The organism is Acinetobacter sp. YH12027 (genome assembly GCF_013420085.1).
In the GTDB taxonomy this organism is placed as follows: Bacteria; Pseudomonadota; Gammaproteobacteria; order Pseudomonadales; family Moraxellaceae; genus Acinetobacter; species Acinetobacter amyesii.
The window spans coordinates 44,529-59,233 of the sequence record NZ_VOYW01000020.1; the positions used below are offsets into that span (position 1 = coordinate 44,529).

The following is a 14,705-nucleotide window of genomic DNA, read 5'->3' on the forward strand; positions in this document are numbered from 1 at the left end:
ATTTGATCTTTAGATCAAATTATTTTTCAGCAGCAATTGAAGCAATCGCAGCATCTACGCCTTCGATTGAATCAGCAGCTTTCTTAATACGTGCAAGCGCATCTACAAGTACTTCGTCTGCAGTTGCATAAGAAATACGCATGTAGCCACCAAGACCGAACGCATCGCCAGGAACTACTGCAACACCAGTTTCTTCCAACAACCATGCAGAAAATTCTGTGCAAGATTTTAAACCTTTGGCACGAATTAAAGGACGGATGTTTGCGTATGCATAGAATGCACCGTCAGCAGGAAGGCAAGTAATACCGTTGATGTCGTTCAAGCCTTTCACAACTAGGTCGTGACGGCGTTTGAATGCTTCAATCATTGGCTCAAGAACGTCTTGAGGGCCATTCAATGCAGCTTCAGCAGCAACTTGTGAAATAGAAGTTGGGTTTGAAGTTGATTGAGATTGGATTTTTTTCATCGCACCGATCAGTTTAGCAGGGCCCGCTGCGTAGCCAATACGCCAGCCAGTCATTGCATAAGCTTTAGATACACCGTTAAGAACGATTACACGGTCGTAAAGGTCTGGTGCAACTGTTGCGATGTTGTAGAATTCGTCGTCCCAACGGATTGGTTCGTACATATCATCAGAAGCAACTAAAACTTCTGGGTATTTACGTAGTACGTCAGCTAAAGCAAGCAATTCTTCTTTAGTGTAGATCATACCTGTTGGGTTAGAAGGGCTGTTTAGAACCACTAAACGAGTTTTGTCAGTGATTGCAGCTTCTAATTGAGCAGGCGTAATTTTGAAACGTTGGTCTTCACCACATTTCACGATTACAGGAGTACCTTCAGCAATGATCACCATGTCTGGGTAGCTTACCCAGTAAGGAGCAGGGATAATTACTTCGTCACCTTTGTTTAACAAAGCAAGTGCCAAGTTAAAGAAAGATTGTTTACCACCACAAGAAACCAAGATTTGGTTTGCAGCGTAATCAAGGTTATTGTCACGTTTTAATTTAGCAATAATTGCTTTTTTAAGACCTGGAGTACCGTCAACAGCTGTATATTTAGTGAAGCCATTGTTGATAGCAGCAATTGCAGCATCTTTGATGTGTTGTGGGGTATCGAAATCCGGTTCACCTGCGCCTAAACCAATTACGTTTTTACCAGCAGCTTTCAATTCAGCAGCTTTGTTAGTAACAGCAAGTGTAGGGGACGGTTTGATGCTATTTACACGATCAGACAGACGTACGTCCACGGCAGTATTCCTTCTTATAGGGATTAAAAAATAAAAAGCACACTATCTTAGCTTAAATGCACAGTAATGGGGAGTGGCAAAATCAACAATGTGCAAAAAAGTGTGATATTCCATCCTAACCCTATAATTGAGAAAATTTACATTGAGTTACTTAAATTTTTAATCAAATTTTATGGAAAAATCTTAAAGTCACGGATAAAAAAAGGCATAAAAAAGGCCACAATATGTGTGACCTTTTTAATTAAATTTTATACTTCAAATAATTTGCTTATTGAACAAAACGCGATAAATCTTCTTCAGGGCGAGCAGTTAGCACTTCTACACCATTTTTTGTTACAAGTAGCGTGTGTTCGTACTGTGCAGACAAGCTATGATCTTTAGTCACGACAGTCCATTTATCGCCAAGAAGTTTGGTTTTCCAGTCGCCACCATTCACCATTGGTTCAATCGTGAATGTCATGCCTTCTTCTAAGATCATGCCTGTATTTGGTTGACCATAGTGTAAAACTTGTGGTTCGTCATGGAAAACGGTACCAATACCATGACCACAATATTCACGTACAACACCAAAACGTTCTGATTCAACATATTGTTGAATAGCATGGCCGATATCACCCATGGTTGCGCCTGGTTTTACCACCGCCATACCACGGTACATGGCTTCTTGGGCAACTTTGCATAAACGGTTCGCTAAAATAGATGTTTCACCACCCACGATATACATCATGTTGGTATCACCATGGTAACCATCTTTGATCACAGTGACATCGATGTTTAAGATGTCACCTTTTTTTAACTTTTTGCTTTCAGATGGAATACCGTGACACACAACATGGTTCACTGAAGTACAGATCACGTGCTGGAACGCTGGACGACCCGGCGCAGCTCCATAACCTAAACAAGCAGGAATAGCTTCTTGTTTGTTGACAATATAGTCATGACAAATCGTATCAAGTTCTAGGGTAGTCACACCTGGAACAATATGCGGTTTGATCATATCCAAAACTTCTGCCGCCAGTCGACCCGCGACGCGCATTTTTTCAATTTCGTCAGGCGTTTTAATTAATCGACGTGGAGCTTCGTAAGTACTGTTCATGATCTCTAAAAACTTTTGGAAATTTGTATGTGACTATGGTATAAATAGCCGCCCATTTTATCAAATGCTTTTTCGTGAATATCTTTCACGAGCTTTGTGCGATGGGGCAATAAAATCCGCACATATATCGACACATTTCTCTGGGTGCCTTTTTAGGTGGAGAATGCGGGTATATGGAGGCCTAACCCAAACTTTAAGGTAAAGAAAATGGCAGATTACAACGTAAGCATGCGCGACCTTCTTCAAGCAGGCGCACACTTCGGTCACCAAACACGTTTTTGGAATCCAAAAATGCGCGAATACATCTTCGGCGCGCGCAACAAAATTCACATCATCAACCTTGAGCACACTGTTCCTGCGTTAAATGATGCTTTGAACTTTGCTAACAACTTGGCTAGCAAAAAGAACAAAGTTTTGTTCGTTGGTACAAAACGTGCAGCTTCTGCAATCATCCGTGAACAAGCTCAACGTGCAGGTCAACCATATGTTGATCACCGCTGGTTGGGTGGTATGTTGACTAACTGGAAAACTCTTCGCCAGTCAATCAACCGTCTAAAAGACCTTCAAACTCAATCTACTGACGGTACTTTCGCTAAACTTACTAAACGTGAAGCTTTAGAACGTACTCGTGAGATGGAAAAACTTGAACGCGCTCTTGGCGGCGTTAAAAACATGGGTGGTTTACCTGACGCATTATTCGTAATCGATGTTGATCACGAAGCAATTGCAATTAAAGAAGCTAAAAACCTTGGTATTCCTGTTATCGGTATTGTTGATACAAACTCTAACCCAGACAACGTAGACTACGTTATCCCTGGTAACGACGATGCGATCCGTGCAGTTACTCTTTACGCTTCTGCTATGGCTGATGCGATTCTTGCTGGTAAAGAATATGCTCAATCACAAGCAAATGCACAAGCTAAAGGCGAAGAAGCTCCTGCTTCTGAGGCTTAATGCGTTTGACGTAAGCTTGTCATTTTTGCGACACGTGATGGTGGCAAAGTAAGCGTCATGTATGCAGACGGCCCAAGAGACAGCTCTGGGCCGTTTCTGTTCTAAAAAGAATTCATTTTCTACCGTATTTAGGAGATTAACATGACTGCAGTTACAGCAAGCATGGTTAAAGAATTGCGCGATCGTACTGGTCTTGCAATGATGGAATGTAAAAAAGCATTAACAGAAGCGGGCGGTGACATCGAATTAGCGATCGACAACCTTCGTAAATCTGGTCAAGCTAAAGCTGCTAAAAAAGCGGGTAACATTGCTGCTGACGGCGCGATCACTATCGCTCAAGAAGGCAACAAAGCAATCCTTGTAGAAGTTAACTGTCAAACTGACTTCGTTGCTAAAGACGAAAACTTTGCTGGTTTCTCTGCTAAAGTTGCTGCTGCTGCGCTTGCTGCTGGTGTAACTGACGTTGCTCAAATTGCTGAATTGAAACTTGAAGATGGTGCTACTGTAGAAGAAGCTCGTATCGCGCTTGTTCAAAAAATCGGTGAAAACATCCAAGTGCGTCGTGCTCAAATCGTTGAAGGCGACAACCTTGCAGTTTACAAACACGGTTTAAAAATCGGTGTTGTAGTTGCATACGCTGGTGATGCTGAAACTGGTAAAGGTTTGGCTATGCACATCGCTGCATTCAACCCAGTTGCTGTAAACGAAGCTGGCGTTTCTGCTGAACTTATCGCTAAAGAAAAAGAAATTGCTGAAGCGAAAGCAATTGAATCTGGTAAACCAGCAAACATCGTTGAAAAAATGGTAACTGGTTCAGTTCAGAAATACTTGAACGAAGTTGTTCTTGAGAACCAAATGTACGTTATCGACAACGATAAGAAAGTTGCAGAAGTTCTTAAAGCAACTGGTACTACTGTTGCTAACTTCGTACGTTTCGAAGTTGGTGAAGGTATTGAGAAAAAAGCTGAACTTTCTTTCGCTGAAGAAGTTGCTGCTGCTCAAGCTGCTGCAAAATAATCTCTGATTATTTGTAGAAAAAAGCCCTCGTTTTAGAGGGCTTTTTTTATGGCTGTAGCTTTACTGATTTCAAAGCTATTTAAACTTTATATTGTGTACATTGTTGTTCACAAATTCTATTTTTATCCATATTAATGACTATAATGAGTTGAAAATTTAGATTTAAACTATCTTATGGCAAACAAAACAAATTTAACCATCGGCGGAATTATTGTTGCGCTTACAGCCGCTTATTTCGGAATCGATTTACAACAACAAAAATCTGCACCAGTTCAGACGACAGCGGAACAAAACGCACAGCCAAAAATAGAATCAGTACAACCTGTAGATGCTCAACAAAAAGGGCAGAGTGCTGAAGATGTTATTGCGCATGCATTTAAAAGTAAACTCAGTAATGTTCAGGTTGAAGGTGCAGGTCAAGTGAAAGCGGTACTACGAGATGATAATGAAGGTAGTCGCCATCAAAAGTTCATTTTGACCTTAAATAATGGTCAAACGCTTTTGGTCGCGCATAATATCGATCTTGCTCCACGAATTGACGACTTGCAAAAAGGCGATACAGTTCAATTTTACGGTGAATACGAATATTCAGATAAGGGAGGTGTGATGCACTGGACACATCACGATCCGAATGGACGTCATCAGGATGGTTGGTTAAAGCATCAAGGTAAAACCTATCAATAAAAATCACGTAGTCATTTTTAACTTTAGTCATTTAAATGATCATGATTCAGATTAAGCTATCAACATAAAATTGGATTAACCATATTGAGTAAAAGCCAGTGTTTAAACACTGGCTTTTTGGATGTATAAATAGAAAAAATGATTGGAAATACCAGAGATAAATACACCTATAAACAATAGGGTTTTAAGCATCGAATATGAAGAAAACCGATGTGGAAGAAGTGAAAAAGAGATCTATGAAATTAATCATGCTTTAAATGCTCTTTATTTGCGATTTATGGCGTGCTTTCCAATTACCAAGTACTTTGCCTGCAAATGTATCTAAACACCAAATAGGGCCAATGAGGAGGAATTGGAGATCTTTGAAAAAAGAGGGCTTTTTACCTTCAATTTTATGGCCATAAAATTGACCAATCCATGCGAATACAAAGAGCGTGATATAAAAGCCATATCCAACTGGTAACACCCAAATTAGCCATGCCATGATTAATGTTAACGCGGCCATTGCAACAGCAAGCACAATGTCTAAACGTGCGTAAAAGATAAATGCTAAGGCAAGTAAGACAGCAGTAAGTAGCGCGCTAAAATGTGCCAATATGCCAACGATTGAAAAATAAATCGTGGGTACGCAAATCCAGTGAATAATTTTATTGGTTTTATTTTGATGGCTTTCGCTGTATTCATCAAACCATTCGTTGATTGTTTTCATGATAGTCCTTAATCATGGGGAAGGACTCCAATATAAACAAGAATGGGGGAAGGGTCAAAATTAGGCTTACTGAAGATTAGAAAGGCTAAGAGGCTACAAATAAAAAACCACGCTAGGCGTGGTCTGTTAAATGCAGTCACTTCATTGGAGAATTAAGAATTTGGACCGTCTACGCGTTCAATGCTCACGTTTGCAGTACCCGCACTGGTAATACCCAATTGCTTAGCAGCGCCATAAGATAAATCGAGAACACGGTTACCATGGAATGGACCACGGTCATTTACTTTGACCACGACGCTTTTACCATTATTGCGATTCGTAACACGAATAAAGCAATTAAGTGGCAGGCTACGATGTGCTGCTGTAAGTGCGTTCATGTCAAACGTTTCACCGCTTGCTGTTTTACGACCGTGGAATTGACGACCGTACCAAGAAGCAGTACCAGTTTGAGTGAACTTACGAACAGTATTCGAAGCGACAGTGTTTAACTTTTCAATCACTGAAGGCTCATCTTCAGGGATTTCGATTTTAGCAGCGATTGTTTGACGACGAATTTTATCGCCAGAACGCTCAGTGATTGAAAGACTACTTAAATTCGTAAAGTTTGAATTGAAGCTTTGAGCTTCTTTATTCAATACACGAGCTGCAAGACGAGAGTTGTCATTATCATGATTGAATGATGATGACTGAACCATCTCAGCTTGTGACTGACTTAGCGCAACTGCCGTGGCAACCGCTAAGGCATATTTAATAATTGATGACTGCATTGTTTATCTCCCAATGGCATATTTACTGGTTCAACTAAGTCGCTGATATCCATGTAAACACGTCTGATATTTCACTTTTGCAACTACATTTAACGAGATGGATAATATTCATGCCATCGATAGGCTGTCTAGTGTTTAATTAAAATACTTTGAAAATGTCTAAAAAATTAACAATAGTTGGTTAAAAAATAATCAATAATGTAACAAGGTGTTTAAAATGCCGAATAAATACTCATTTTAATGAAAATATTTGTTGACTTTTTTGCTCTATATTAAAAAACCAGTCTTATCGACTGGTAACTTCAGTGCCTAAAAGCCATAGCGCAGTCGCATACATACGGCTTTTGTTATAGGTTGTAATGACCTGAAAATTTGGATAAGTGATGTAATAAATTGGTCCATAACTATCTTGCAATTGGATGACATTGACCAAATCGAGATCATCGATTTTTACCAATGGATTCATAGGGGTTACACCTTGAGCCTTGAGTACACCATAGGGTGTTGGCTGGTTTAAATCCTTTGCAATAATAGCATCTGGGTTGTTTCCACTATAGCGAGCAGCAAAAGCAATCGGTTGATTACGCTGCCAACCATAATTTGCTAGATAATTTGCAATTGAACCAATGGCATCGACAGCCGAATTACGCAGGTCAACATGACCATTGCCATCGTAGTCCACACCAAATTTTGGAATGTTACTTGGCATAAATTGAGGATAACCCACAGCACCAGCATATGAACCGACGACAGAGTTGGTTGGAACACCATCTTTATATGACCAAGCAATCAGTGCAGCAAGTTCATCTTGGAAATATTGCGCACGGCGTTCATAGCCAAAACCAAGGGTCGCCAAAGCATCACGGGTGATAAAATTACCTTTATTGCTGCCGTAGCCTGTTTCAACACCCAAAATGCCTAAAATCACGGATTGAGGCACACCAAATTGTTGTTCTGCACGATTTAAAGTGTCGGCATACTGATTTTTGAAGCGAACACCGCGTTGAATTGTACTTTCAGCTAAAAAGTTGGTTTTGTATTGGTACCAAGGCTTTGATTCGCCAGGTCTATTCATAATGCTAATAATGTTAGGTAGGTTTTTACTACCTTGCATTGCCCAATCAATTTGATTTTCACTCAGACCATAGGTTTGCATTGCATTTTGTTTAAAGCTTGCATATGCCGGATGAGATTGGAAGTCGTTAGCCTGACAAAAACTGGTCAGTGAAAGTGAACCGGCCATAATGGCAATATGTGATAGTTTTTTATAAAAATTTCGATTTAGCATAAATAAAAAATTTCCAGTTGCTTTAGCGATGAGTATGAACAAAATTTCAAGGGGCAAAGATCCTGAAAATTGTGATGACCTTCTGGTTTCATAGCTCATTAAAGGTAAAGGTTACCAATAGCAACTAAGATACCACTGACAGTGCATGCTTTCACAAATAGATATACAAAAAAAGACAAAGCAAAGGGTTTTTTCGCAGTTAATATATTGAAAAGTGACATATTCATTTACATAACTTGCAAATATTCACAAATCATTTGAAATAAAGATGACTCTAAAACTCATGCGTCATAAAAACGCAGAACGAATAACTTTTATTGTGTTGCGAAATACTGTTTAGAAGTTACAAATTTTGCAAAGTAAAATCCAAAAACGAAGGGGCAGGGTTATAAAAGTACAGGTCTAAAAACATCCATATGCATGTGATGGCGTATTCACCTCATGGGTGTTTTCGCTAATTCTTCAAAGCTGTTGAAAACGTCGCTATATATAGTAGAAATATAGACTGAATGATAAAAAAGAAAGAGATGGAATATTAAAATGGATGCATTGAAATTTAAGCCAAAATGACGGCAAGCATCTTGTGTTTGCATGACTATATATAGTCATTGTATCGGGATTCGATTTTATACGTTTAGCCATAAAACAAACCTAGCCGAAGCTAGGTTTGTTTTGACGAGTAGCGCGATTTATTTGTTAAACATCGCATCATGTGCTTCTGCAAGGGCACCTAGCTCTTCTTTGGTCAGATTTGGGAAAATCTTATCAATCGCGATATGAATAGCTTTAATCACGGCAGAAGAACCGATATCCGCTGCTTTATGCTTAATCATGCCTAAATCGAGTGTTTTATTAAAGTCATTCATAAAATGACGTACTGCAGCTTCAGCAAACTGTTTATACAGCTCACCAAAAGCAGCTTTATTGACATCTACACCCGATTTAATTTCGGCATAACTATTTTTAAGGTTAGTGACCAGTCCTGCATCTAAGCTCAGACCTACACGATGAGCACCGACTGTGTCCTGAAATAAACTTCGTTCTGAAAATTCAATGGATTGTTTCACCACATCATTCGGAGATTTACCCAGTAGCTGCTTTAACAATACAGCGACTGTTGATTTGACATAGCCAGCCAGTTTTTCAGCTGTGTCGCGCTTGTCGCTTGCAGGAAACAGATGAACAGGAGCTAATATAGTTGCACCAATGATTTCTTCATTAATCAGCAAAGCTGTTTTATCACGTAAAGGATAAAGGGGTTCACTCGAATTTTTTTTCGCGTGACCAGTTTGGATACTGCTTAGAAGTTCCTCAGAAGGAATAAAACCAAAAAATGGCATCACTAACCTCAATTTTTTTATTGTCGCGCCAATCGAATGGGGCGAGGCATCCATGTTAAATCCGATACACGACAAGGGTTGATATCCAATCCACCACGGCGTGTATAGGCAGCATATACCATCAGCTGACTTGGTTTTAAATGTTGCCAAATATCGGCAAACATTTGCTCCACACATTGTTCGTGGAAACCATTATGCTGACGGTAAGAAATAATATAAGCCAGAATACTACGATAACAAGGCTTAGTACCTTTATACCGTATAAATACCGTTCCCCAATCAGGTTGACCCGTGACTGGACAGTTACTTCTTAATAAATGTGAATAAAGTTGAATTTCAACTTCTTCTTGCGCTGCAGCTTCATCTAAAGAGAGTAACGCTGCATTTGGATGATTTTCTAACTGGGTGGGTTCTAAGTCATCAATACAGATGCCTTGCGGTTTTGAAATTTCAACTTCATCAACATGAAATAGATCAATAGTCACAGCGGCATTGGCTGCAGCAGATAAGTCTTTTTCAACGGTTGCTTTAAACGCTGCCTGAGAATCAAATTTGGTAAAGTTCATACTATTAAAGTAGAGCTTTAAAGATTTCGATTCGATGAGGTTGTCTGAACTTGCAGGCAAAGTTAAACGGCCAATAGCGACTTGAGGCACACCAGAAGCATTTAACCAAGAAATTTCAAAAACATGCCACCAGTCTGTACCTTGGCGGATGCCTTCCACATGGGCATATTGTTCACGTGCAGTGGCACGTGCAATCGGAAACAGAATATCAGGTTGATATTCTGTTGGGTAATTGGTGTCTTTGCCTAAAAGGGATTGTTCTACACTCATTATTCACGCATTCCTGAACCACGAGAAAGTAAATGATACGCCACGCCATAAAGTACAACGCAACATGCAGTAATTACTGTCAGTGAAATGCCGACATTCACATCGCTATGACCTAAAATACCGTAGCGGAATGCATTGACCATATACACGACAGGGTTGATTAAAGAGAGATTTTGCCAAAAAGGACTCAGTGATGAGATGGCATAGAAAACACCGCCTAAATAAGTCAGCGGAGTCAGGACGAAAGTCGGGATAATCGAAATGTCGTCAAAAGATTTTGCATAAACAGCATTAATAAATCCGCCAAGAGAAAACAGTAGCGAAGTAATGAGAACTGTATATATAGTTACGAAGATATTGGTCAGGTGTAATTCAGTAAAAAATAGGCTCATAGCAGTGACAATAAAGCCCACTAAAACACCACGGCATACACCACCGATCACATAACCCCAAAGTACCATGTGTAACGGCACCGGACTCATGATTAATTCTTCGATGCTTTTTTGAAATTTTGCACTAAAGAAACTTGATGACACATTGGCATAGCTGTTGGTGATGACCGCCATCATAATTAAGCCAGGAACGATAAACTGCATGTAGCTAAAACCGCCCATTTGCCCAATGCGTGAACCGACTAAATTACCGAAAATCACAAAGTACAAACTCATGGTGATCGCCGGTGGAAGAAGGGTTTGCGGCCAAATACGCATGAAACGGCGAATTTCTTTATACACTAAGGTATAGAGGGCAATACACAGTTGGTTAAAATTCATTGTGTTGCACCTTCAAGATTTTTTTCGACCATACGGACAAACAGTTCTTCTAGTCGGTTAGATTTATTACGCATACTACGAACCTGAATACCTTGAGATTCCATGAGTTGGAATAGATCATTTAAGGTATGGGCTTTATCCATAGTGACTTCTAAGGTGACAGGATCTACTAAGTTGAAACGGACACCAATAATTTCTATATGGATCGGTTCAATGGGTTCGGCTAGATCGAAAATAAATGTTTCTTCATTCAACTGACTGAGGAAACCTTTCATGCTGGTGTCTTCTTTAATCACACCACGATCAATAATTGCGATTCGACGGCACAACATTTCAGCTTCTTCTAAATAGTGTGTCGTTAAAATAATAGACGTACCTTTTTCGTTCATTTCTGTGAGGAAATCCCACATCGAACGGCGTAGTTCAATATCAACACCAGCAGTCGGCTCATCTAAAATCAGCAGTTTAGGTTCATGCATCATGGCACGAGCGATCATTAAACGGCGTTTCATACCGCCCGATAACATACGTGCTTGGGTACTGCGTTTTTCCCAAAGGCCAAGTTTTTCTAAATATTCCTCGGCACGTTTTTCTGCAATTTTTTTGGAAATACCGTAATAACCAGCTTGAGTCACTAAAATATCAAATGTTTTTTCAAATTGACCAAAGTTAAATTCTTGAGGGACAACGCCCAAACACTGCTTTGCATGCGAGGGATGGGTATCTAAATTATGGCCAAAGATTTCAACAGAACCTGAAGTTTTACGGGTAAGTGAACTGATAATACTAATCGTGGTAGATTTTCCTGCACCATTGGGACCTAAAAGTGCATAAAATTCACCTTCGGGTACTGTTAAATCAATACCTTTAAGCGCCTGAAACCCATTTTTATAGGTTTTTGACAGCTGCTTTAACGTTAGTGCATCAGTCATAAATAATTCACTCTATAAATAGTGTGAGTATTGTGCGATATCGGGGCAAATAAACCAAGTAAATCGTATGGAATACTGCATTTTAAAAATAGAACGTTGTATAAAGCTTAAGCAGAAAAATACCTAACATCTATATAGTTGCTTTACCTTACAGTTTTTTTTGTTATGATGTGCGCAATCCAAAATAAGCGCTCATAGCTCAACTGGATAGAGTACAGGTCTCCGAAGCCTGTGGCGTGGGTTCGAGTCCCGCTGAGCGCACCATTTCCTTGTTTGATCATATCCGAATTAATCCTAATATTATTAAAAATTAATAACTTATATCTACTTATTGTCCGATAATGTCCGAGGGCGTTTTAGGATACCGTAATCTTTTACGGTATTTTTTACGGTACATTCCATTTCTGACAAAAATATACCGTAAAAATGCCTAAATTAGTTATCAGTCTGACTGACTCAAAAATTAAGTCTGCAATATCAATGCAAAAGAAATCATTTGAAAAGAATATTAAGCTTTCAGATGGTGGTGGCCTTTATTTATTGTTAGATAGAAAAGGTGGGGCATATTGGCGTTTTGATTATATTCGCCCAATCTCTAAGAAAAGAGCCACTATAGCTATCGGTATTTATCCAAGTTGTACATTGGCCAGAGCTCGTGCAAAACGAAGTGAGTTTAGAGAACTGCTTGCGCAGAATATTGACCCAGCAATTCAAAAGCAAGATAAATAGTCCCAATGTCGAAATAATAGTTTTAGATCAGTAGCAGATGAATACCGTAAGACTGAAGAGCTGGAATCAAGTACACAACGTCGGAATCAGTTTATCTGGGATAAGCTTTATGTTGCTATTGGTGAGTTCCCCATTGATTCGATAACAGCCACTCAAATTTTGGAAGTATGCCGTCTTTATGAAAGACAAGGTAAGACTGACTCAGCAAAGCGAATGAGAAGTAAAGCATCTCAGGTGTTTCGGTATGCGATTGCTTTGGGTTTATGTCAATTTAATGTTGCTGACCAAATTAGCGGTATTTTGAAGGTGGGTAAAGCTAAGCATCGAGCGGCTATTACTGATGAGCAAAAGCTAGGACAACTATTAAAGAATATTAATACACATGCAGGTCGTGGGGATATTGCTATTGATTATGCAGTCAAAATCTTACCCCATGTATTTGTGCGTCCTGGAGAATTACGTGCAGCAAAATGGGCAGATATCGATTTTAAAAATAGAACATGGAGTTATACACCGCCTAAGACCAAAAATCAGACAGCCCTACAACATATTGTTCCTTTGTCTGATCAAGTCTTGAAGCTGTTCCAAGAATTGTATTGCATTACTGGATATACCGAATATTGTTTTGTGTCTATGCGAGATAAAACGAAAACCATCAGTGAATCAACTATTAATAAACGATTGAAACAATATGGTTTTGAAAATGGTGAGACAACAGGGCATGGCTTTAGAGCTACGGCAAGAACTTTATTAGATGAAGTTCTAAAATTTCCTATTGAACGTATAGAACAACAACTTGCACATCAGGTTCGCGATATGCATGGTCGAGCGTACAACCGTACTAAGTATTTGGAGGAGCGTTCAGTGATGATGCAAGCATGGTCTGATTATTTGGATCAATTAACGCATAAAAATGTAGAGTAATTAATTTAATAAATATTAGTAAGTTATAGTTTCAGTTAAGTTGACGCCACCTCCACCAAAATTCTTTCCGAAGTAATCCATCGGAATCTAAAAAAGCCTTTAAACTCAATGTTTAAAGGCTTTTTTATTGGCTGTATTGTCCGATCCTGTCCTAAGCTGTGTGACCCAATTTTTGCCTTCTGTGGGTAATTATTGGGAAAATTTACTCAATTATTTTTAGTCTAGATAAAGGGTATATACAGATGAAACTCACGGATACTGAATGCAGAAAAGCACAGCCCCAAGATAAGCGTTATCGTCTTTCAGATGAGAATGGGCTATCGCTTCTGGTGATGCCAGCAGGGCAAAAATATTGGAATGTGCGCTATACCGTTCATGGTGAGCGTAAGTCAGAGTCACTGGGTCCATATCCTGGTATGAGCTTAAAGAAAGCAAGAGAGCTTGCCCTTGAACTGAAATACAAGCATTCCAAGTCAGTTTTGCATGAAGACATTAAGCCATTCTTTAAAGAGGTGGCGGAAGACTGGTTTGAGAATCAAAGAGAAACTTGGTCAGCTAAACATATCAGTAATGTGCGAGCATCTTTGGATGAGTTTTACATTACTCTTGTAAATAAGCGAATCAATCAGATTCAGGCACCTGAGATCTTGCAGGTTATTAAAAAAATTGAAGCTAGAGGTTCTACTGAAGTAGCTAAACGTACGCTTTCTCGATGCGGTATGGTGATGAAATATGCCATAGCCCACGGCTACCGATATGACAATCCAGCCAGTGATTTGGTTTATGCGCTTAAGAATAAAAAAGTAAAGAATTTAGCATCATTACATGAAAGTGAAATGCCTGAATTTCTTAGAAGGATTAAAGCCTATCCAGCAGATGCACAGACTCACCATGCAATCATTCTGGTTATGTTGACTGGTGTTCGAGTAAGTGAGTTATTGCAAGCACGTTGGGAGGAATTTGATCTTGAAGAACGTAAGTGGGATATCCCTGCTGAGCGTATGAAGAATGGTTTACCCCATCGTGTACCCTTAACAGATATGATGATTGATGAGCTGCAGGCACTACGTTTGACTCACAACCAAGATGAACCGTACCGGGTTTGTCGGAGACTTTTTTATTTAAGTTAGGCCACCTGACCTAACGGGTTAATCTTATCATAGTACATTGCTTCAAACTCAAAAGGTGATACATAACCCAGTGCACTGTGTACACGCTCTTTATTGAACCAATCTACCCAGTTTAGTGTCGCAAGTTGTACATCCGCTAAACCTTGCCAATCCGCTTTTAAATATTCAATCACCTCTGTTTTGTATAAGCCATTCACCGTTTCAGCCAAAGCATTATCGTATGAATCACCAGTCGTACCGACTGATGCTCGTAAATTTGCTGCTTCTAAACGATTGGTAT

General features: G+C 39.5%; 13 protein-coding genes, 1 tRNA gene and 2 pseudogenes. 6 read left to right on the forward strand and 10 right to left on the reverse strand.

The window, feature by feature from the left end; all coding sequences use genetic code 11:
* Positions 1 to 19: 19 nt before the first annotated feature.
* Both FTT94_RS09130 and map read right to left on the reverse strand, forming a co-directional pair.
* Entirely contained in the window at positions 20 to 1,246 is a 1,227-nt protein-coding gene (locus tag FTT94_RS09130; protein ID WP_111883988.1) for a pyridoxal phosphate-dependent aminotransferase, read from the reverse strand.
* Between the two features lie 268 nt (positions 1,247 to 1,514).
* Entirely contained in the window at positions 1,515 to 2,342 is an 828-nt protein-coding gene (gene map, locus FTT94_RS09135; protein WP_078191991.1) for a type I methionyl aminopeptidase, read from the reverse strand.
* 207 nt (positions 2,343 to 2,549) lie between these two features.
* Between map and rpsB the strand changes: the two genes are divergently transcribed.
* The 3 genes from rpsB to FTT94_RS09150 all read left to right on the forward strand — a co-directional run bounded on the left by rpsB (position 2,550) and on the right by FTT94_RS09150 (position 4,997).
* Positions 2,550 to 3,296, forward strand: a complete 747-nt coding sequence (rpsB, locus tag FTT94_RS09140; protein WP_078190314.1) for a 30S ribosomal protein S2 — start codon at positions 2,550 to 2,552, stop codon at positions 3,294 to 3,296.
* Between the two features lie 141 nt (positions 3,297 to 3,437).
* Positions 3,438 to 4,313: a translation elongation factor Ts gene (gene tsf, locus FTT94_RS09145; protein WP_078190313.1), complete on the forward strand. Its 876-nt coding sequence runs from the start codon at positions 3,438 to 3,440 to the stop codon at positions 4,311 to 4,313.
* A gap of 174 nt (positions 4,314 to 4,487) precedes the next feature.
* Positions 4,488 to 4,997, forward strand: a complete 510-nt coding sequence (locus tag FTT94_RS09150) for a DUF3465 domain-containing protein (protein ID WP_180170647.1) — start codon at positions 4,488 to 4,490, stop codon at positions 4,995 to 4,997.
* Between the two features lie 253 nt (positions 4,998 to 5,250).
* Here the strand turns inward: FTT94_RS09150 and FTT94_RS09155 are convergent, their stop codons facing one another.
* The 7 genes from FTT94_RS09155 to FTT94_RS09185 form a co-directional block, all read right to left on the reverse strand.
* Positions 5,251 to 5,706, reverse strand: coding sequence for a DUF962 domain-containing protein (locus FTT94_RS09155; RefSeq protein WP_180003230.1), 456 nt, complete (start codon positions 5,704 to 5,706; stop codon positions 5,251 to 5,253).
* A 152-nt stretch (positions 5,707 to 5,858) separates the two neighbouring features.
* Positions 5,859 to 6,473: a septal ring lytic transglycosylase RlpA family protein gene (locus FTT94_RS09160; RefSeq protein WP_078190310.1), complete on the reverse strand. Its 615-nt coding sequence runs from the start codon at positions 6,471 to 6,473 to the stop codon at positions 5,859 to 5,861.
* A 286-nt stretch (positions 6,474 to 6,759) separates the two neighbouring features.
* The gene (gene mltB, locus FTT94_RS09165) at positions 6,760 to 7,761 is read right to left on the reverse strand and encodes a lytic murein transglycosylase B (protein WP_078190309.1); all 1,002 of its coding nucleotides are present in this window, start codon (positions 7,759 to 7,761) and stop codon (positions 6,760 to 6,762) included.
* A gap of 689 nt (positions 7,762 to 8,450) precedes the next feature.
* Entirely contained in the window at positions 8,451 to 9,101 is a 651-nt protein-coding gene (locus FTT94_RS09170; protein ID WP_180170648.1) for a hypothetical protein, read from the reverse strand.
* A 17-nt stretch (positions 9,102 to 9,118) separates the two neighbouring features.
* Complete coding sequence (gene queF, locus FTT94_RS09175; RefSeq protein WP_180170649.1) at positions 9,119 to 9,937, reverse strand: NADPH-dependent 7-cyano-7-deazaguanine reductase QueF; 819 nt, start codon at positions 9,935 to 9,937, stop codon at positions 9,119 to 9,121.
* Positions 9,937 to 10,710, reverse strand: a complete 774-nt coding sequence (locus tag FTT94_RS09180) for an ABC transporter permease (RefSeq protein WP_078190306.1) — start codon at positions 10,708 to 10,710, stop codon at positions 9,937 to 9,939. The genes queF and FTT94_RS09180 overlap by 1 nt, the downstream gene beginning before the upstream one ends.
* Positions 10,707 to 11,642, reverse strand: coding sequence for an ABC transporter ATP-binding protein (locus FTT94_RS09185; RefSeq protein WP_180170650.1), 936 nt, complete (start codon positions 11,640 to 11,642; stop codon positions 10,707 to 10,709). Before FTT94_RS09185 ends, FTT94_RS09180 begins: the two co-directional genes overlap by 4 nt.
* Before the next feature lie 188 nt (positions 11,643 to 11,830).
* Here FTT94_RS09185 and FTT94_RS09190 point away from each other — a divergent pair.
* From FTT94_RS09190 to FTT94_RS09200, 3 genes and pseudogenes are all read left to right on the forward strand, one after another.
* Positions 11,831 to 11,906, forward strand: a tRNA-Arg gene (locus FTT94_RS09190).
* A 162-nt stretch (positions 11,907 to 12,068) separates the two neighbouring features.
* Positions 12,069 to 13,295, forward strand: a pseudogene (locus tag FTT94_RS09195) (tyrosine-type recombinase/integrase).
* 242 nt (positions 13,296 to 13,537) lie between these two features.
* Positions 13,538 to 14,383, forward strand: a pseudogene (locus tag FTT94_RS09200) (tyrosine-type recombinase/integrase); the annotation flags it as partial.
* Between the two features lie 38 nt (positions 14,384 to 14,421).
* Here FTT94_RS09200 and FTT94_RS09205 read toward each other — a convergent pair.
* The coding region (locus tag FTT94_RS09205) for an integrase core domain-containing protein (RefSeq protein WP_180170651.1) at positions 14,422 to 14,705 on the reverse strand (284 nt) is incomplete at its 5' end.

Excerpts from the sequence above, each read along its gene's own strand:
- map (WP_078191991.1), bottom strand. The coding sequence starts at position 2,342 with ATGAACAGTACTTACGAAGCTCCACGTCGATTAATTAAAACGCCTGAC.
- rpsB (WP_078190314.1), top strand. The coding sequence starts at position 2,550 with ATGGCAGATTACAACGTAAGCATGCGCGACCTTCTTCAAGCAGGCGCA.
- tsf (WP_078190313.1), top strand. The coding sequence starts at position 3,438 with ATGACTGCAGTTACAGCAAGCATGGTTAAAGAATTGCGCGATCGTACT.
- FTT94_RS09150 (WP_180170647.1), top strand. The coding sequence starts at position 4,488 with ATGGCAAACAAAACAAATTTAACCATCGGCGGAATTATTGTTGCGCTT.
- FTT94_RS09155 (WP_180003230.1), bottom strand. The coding sequence starts at position 5,706 with ATGAAAACAATCAACGAATGGTTTGATGAATACAGCGAAAGCCATCAA.
- FTT94_RS09160 (WP_078190310.1), bottom strand. The coding sequence starts at position 6,473 with ATGCAGTCATCAATTATTAAATATGCCTTAGCGGTTGCCACGGCAGTT.
- mltB (WP_078190309.1), bottom strand. The coding sequence starts at position 7,761 with ATGCTAAATCGAAATTTTTATAAAAAACTATCACATATTGCCATTATG.
- FTT94_RS09170 (WP_180170648.1), bottom strand. The coding sequence starts at position 9,101 with ATGCCATTTTTTGGTTTTATTCCTTCTGAGGAACTTCTAAGCAGTATC.
- queF (WP_180170649.1), bottom strand. The coding sequence starts at position 9,937 with ATGAGTGTAGAACAATCCCTTTTAGGCAAAGACACCAATTACCCAACA.
- FTT94_RS09180 (WP_078190306.1), bottom strand. The coding sequence starts at position 10,710 with ATGAATTTTAACCAACTGTGTATTGCCCTCTATACCTTAGTGTATAAA.
- FTT94_RS09185 (WP_180170650.1), bottom strand. The coding sequence starts at position 11,642 with ATGACTGATGCACTAACGTTAAAGCAGCTGTCAAAAACCTATAAAAAT.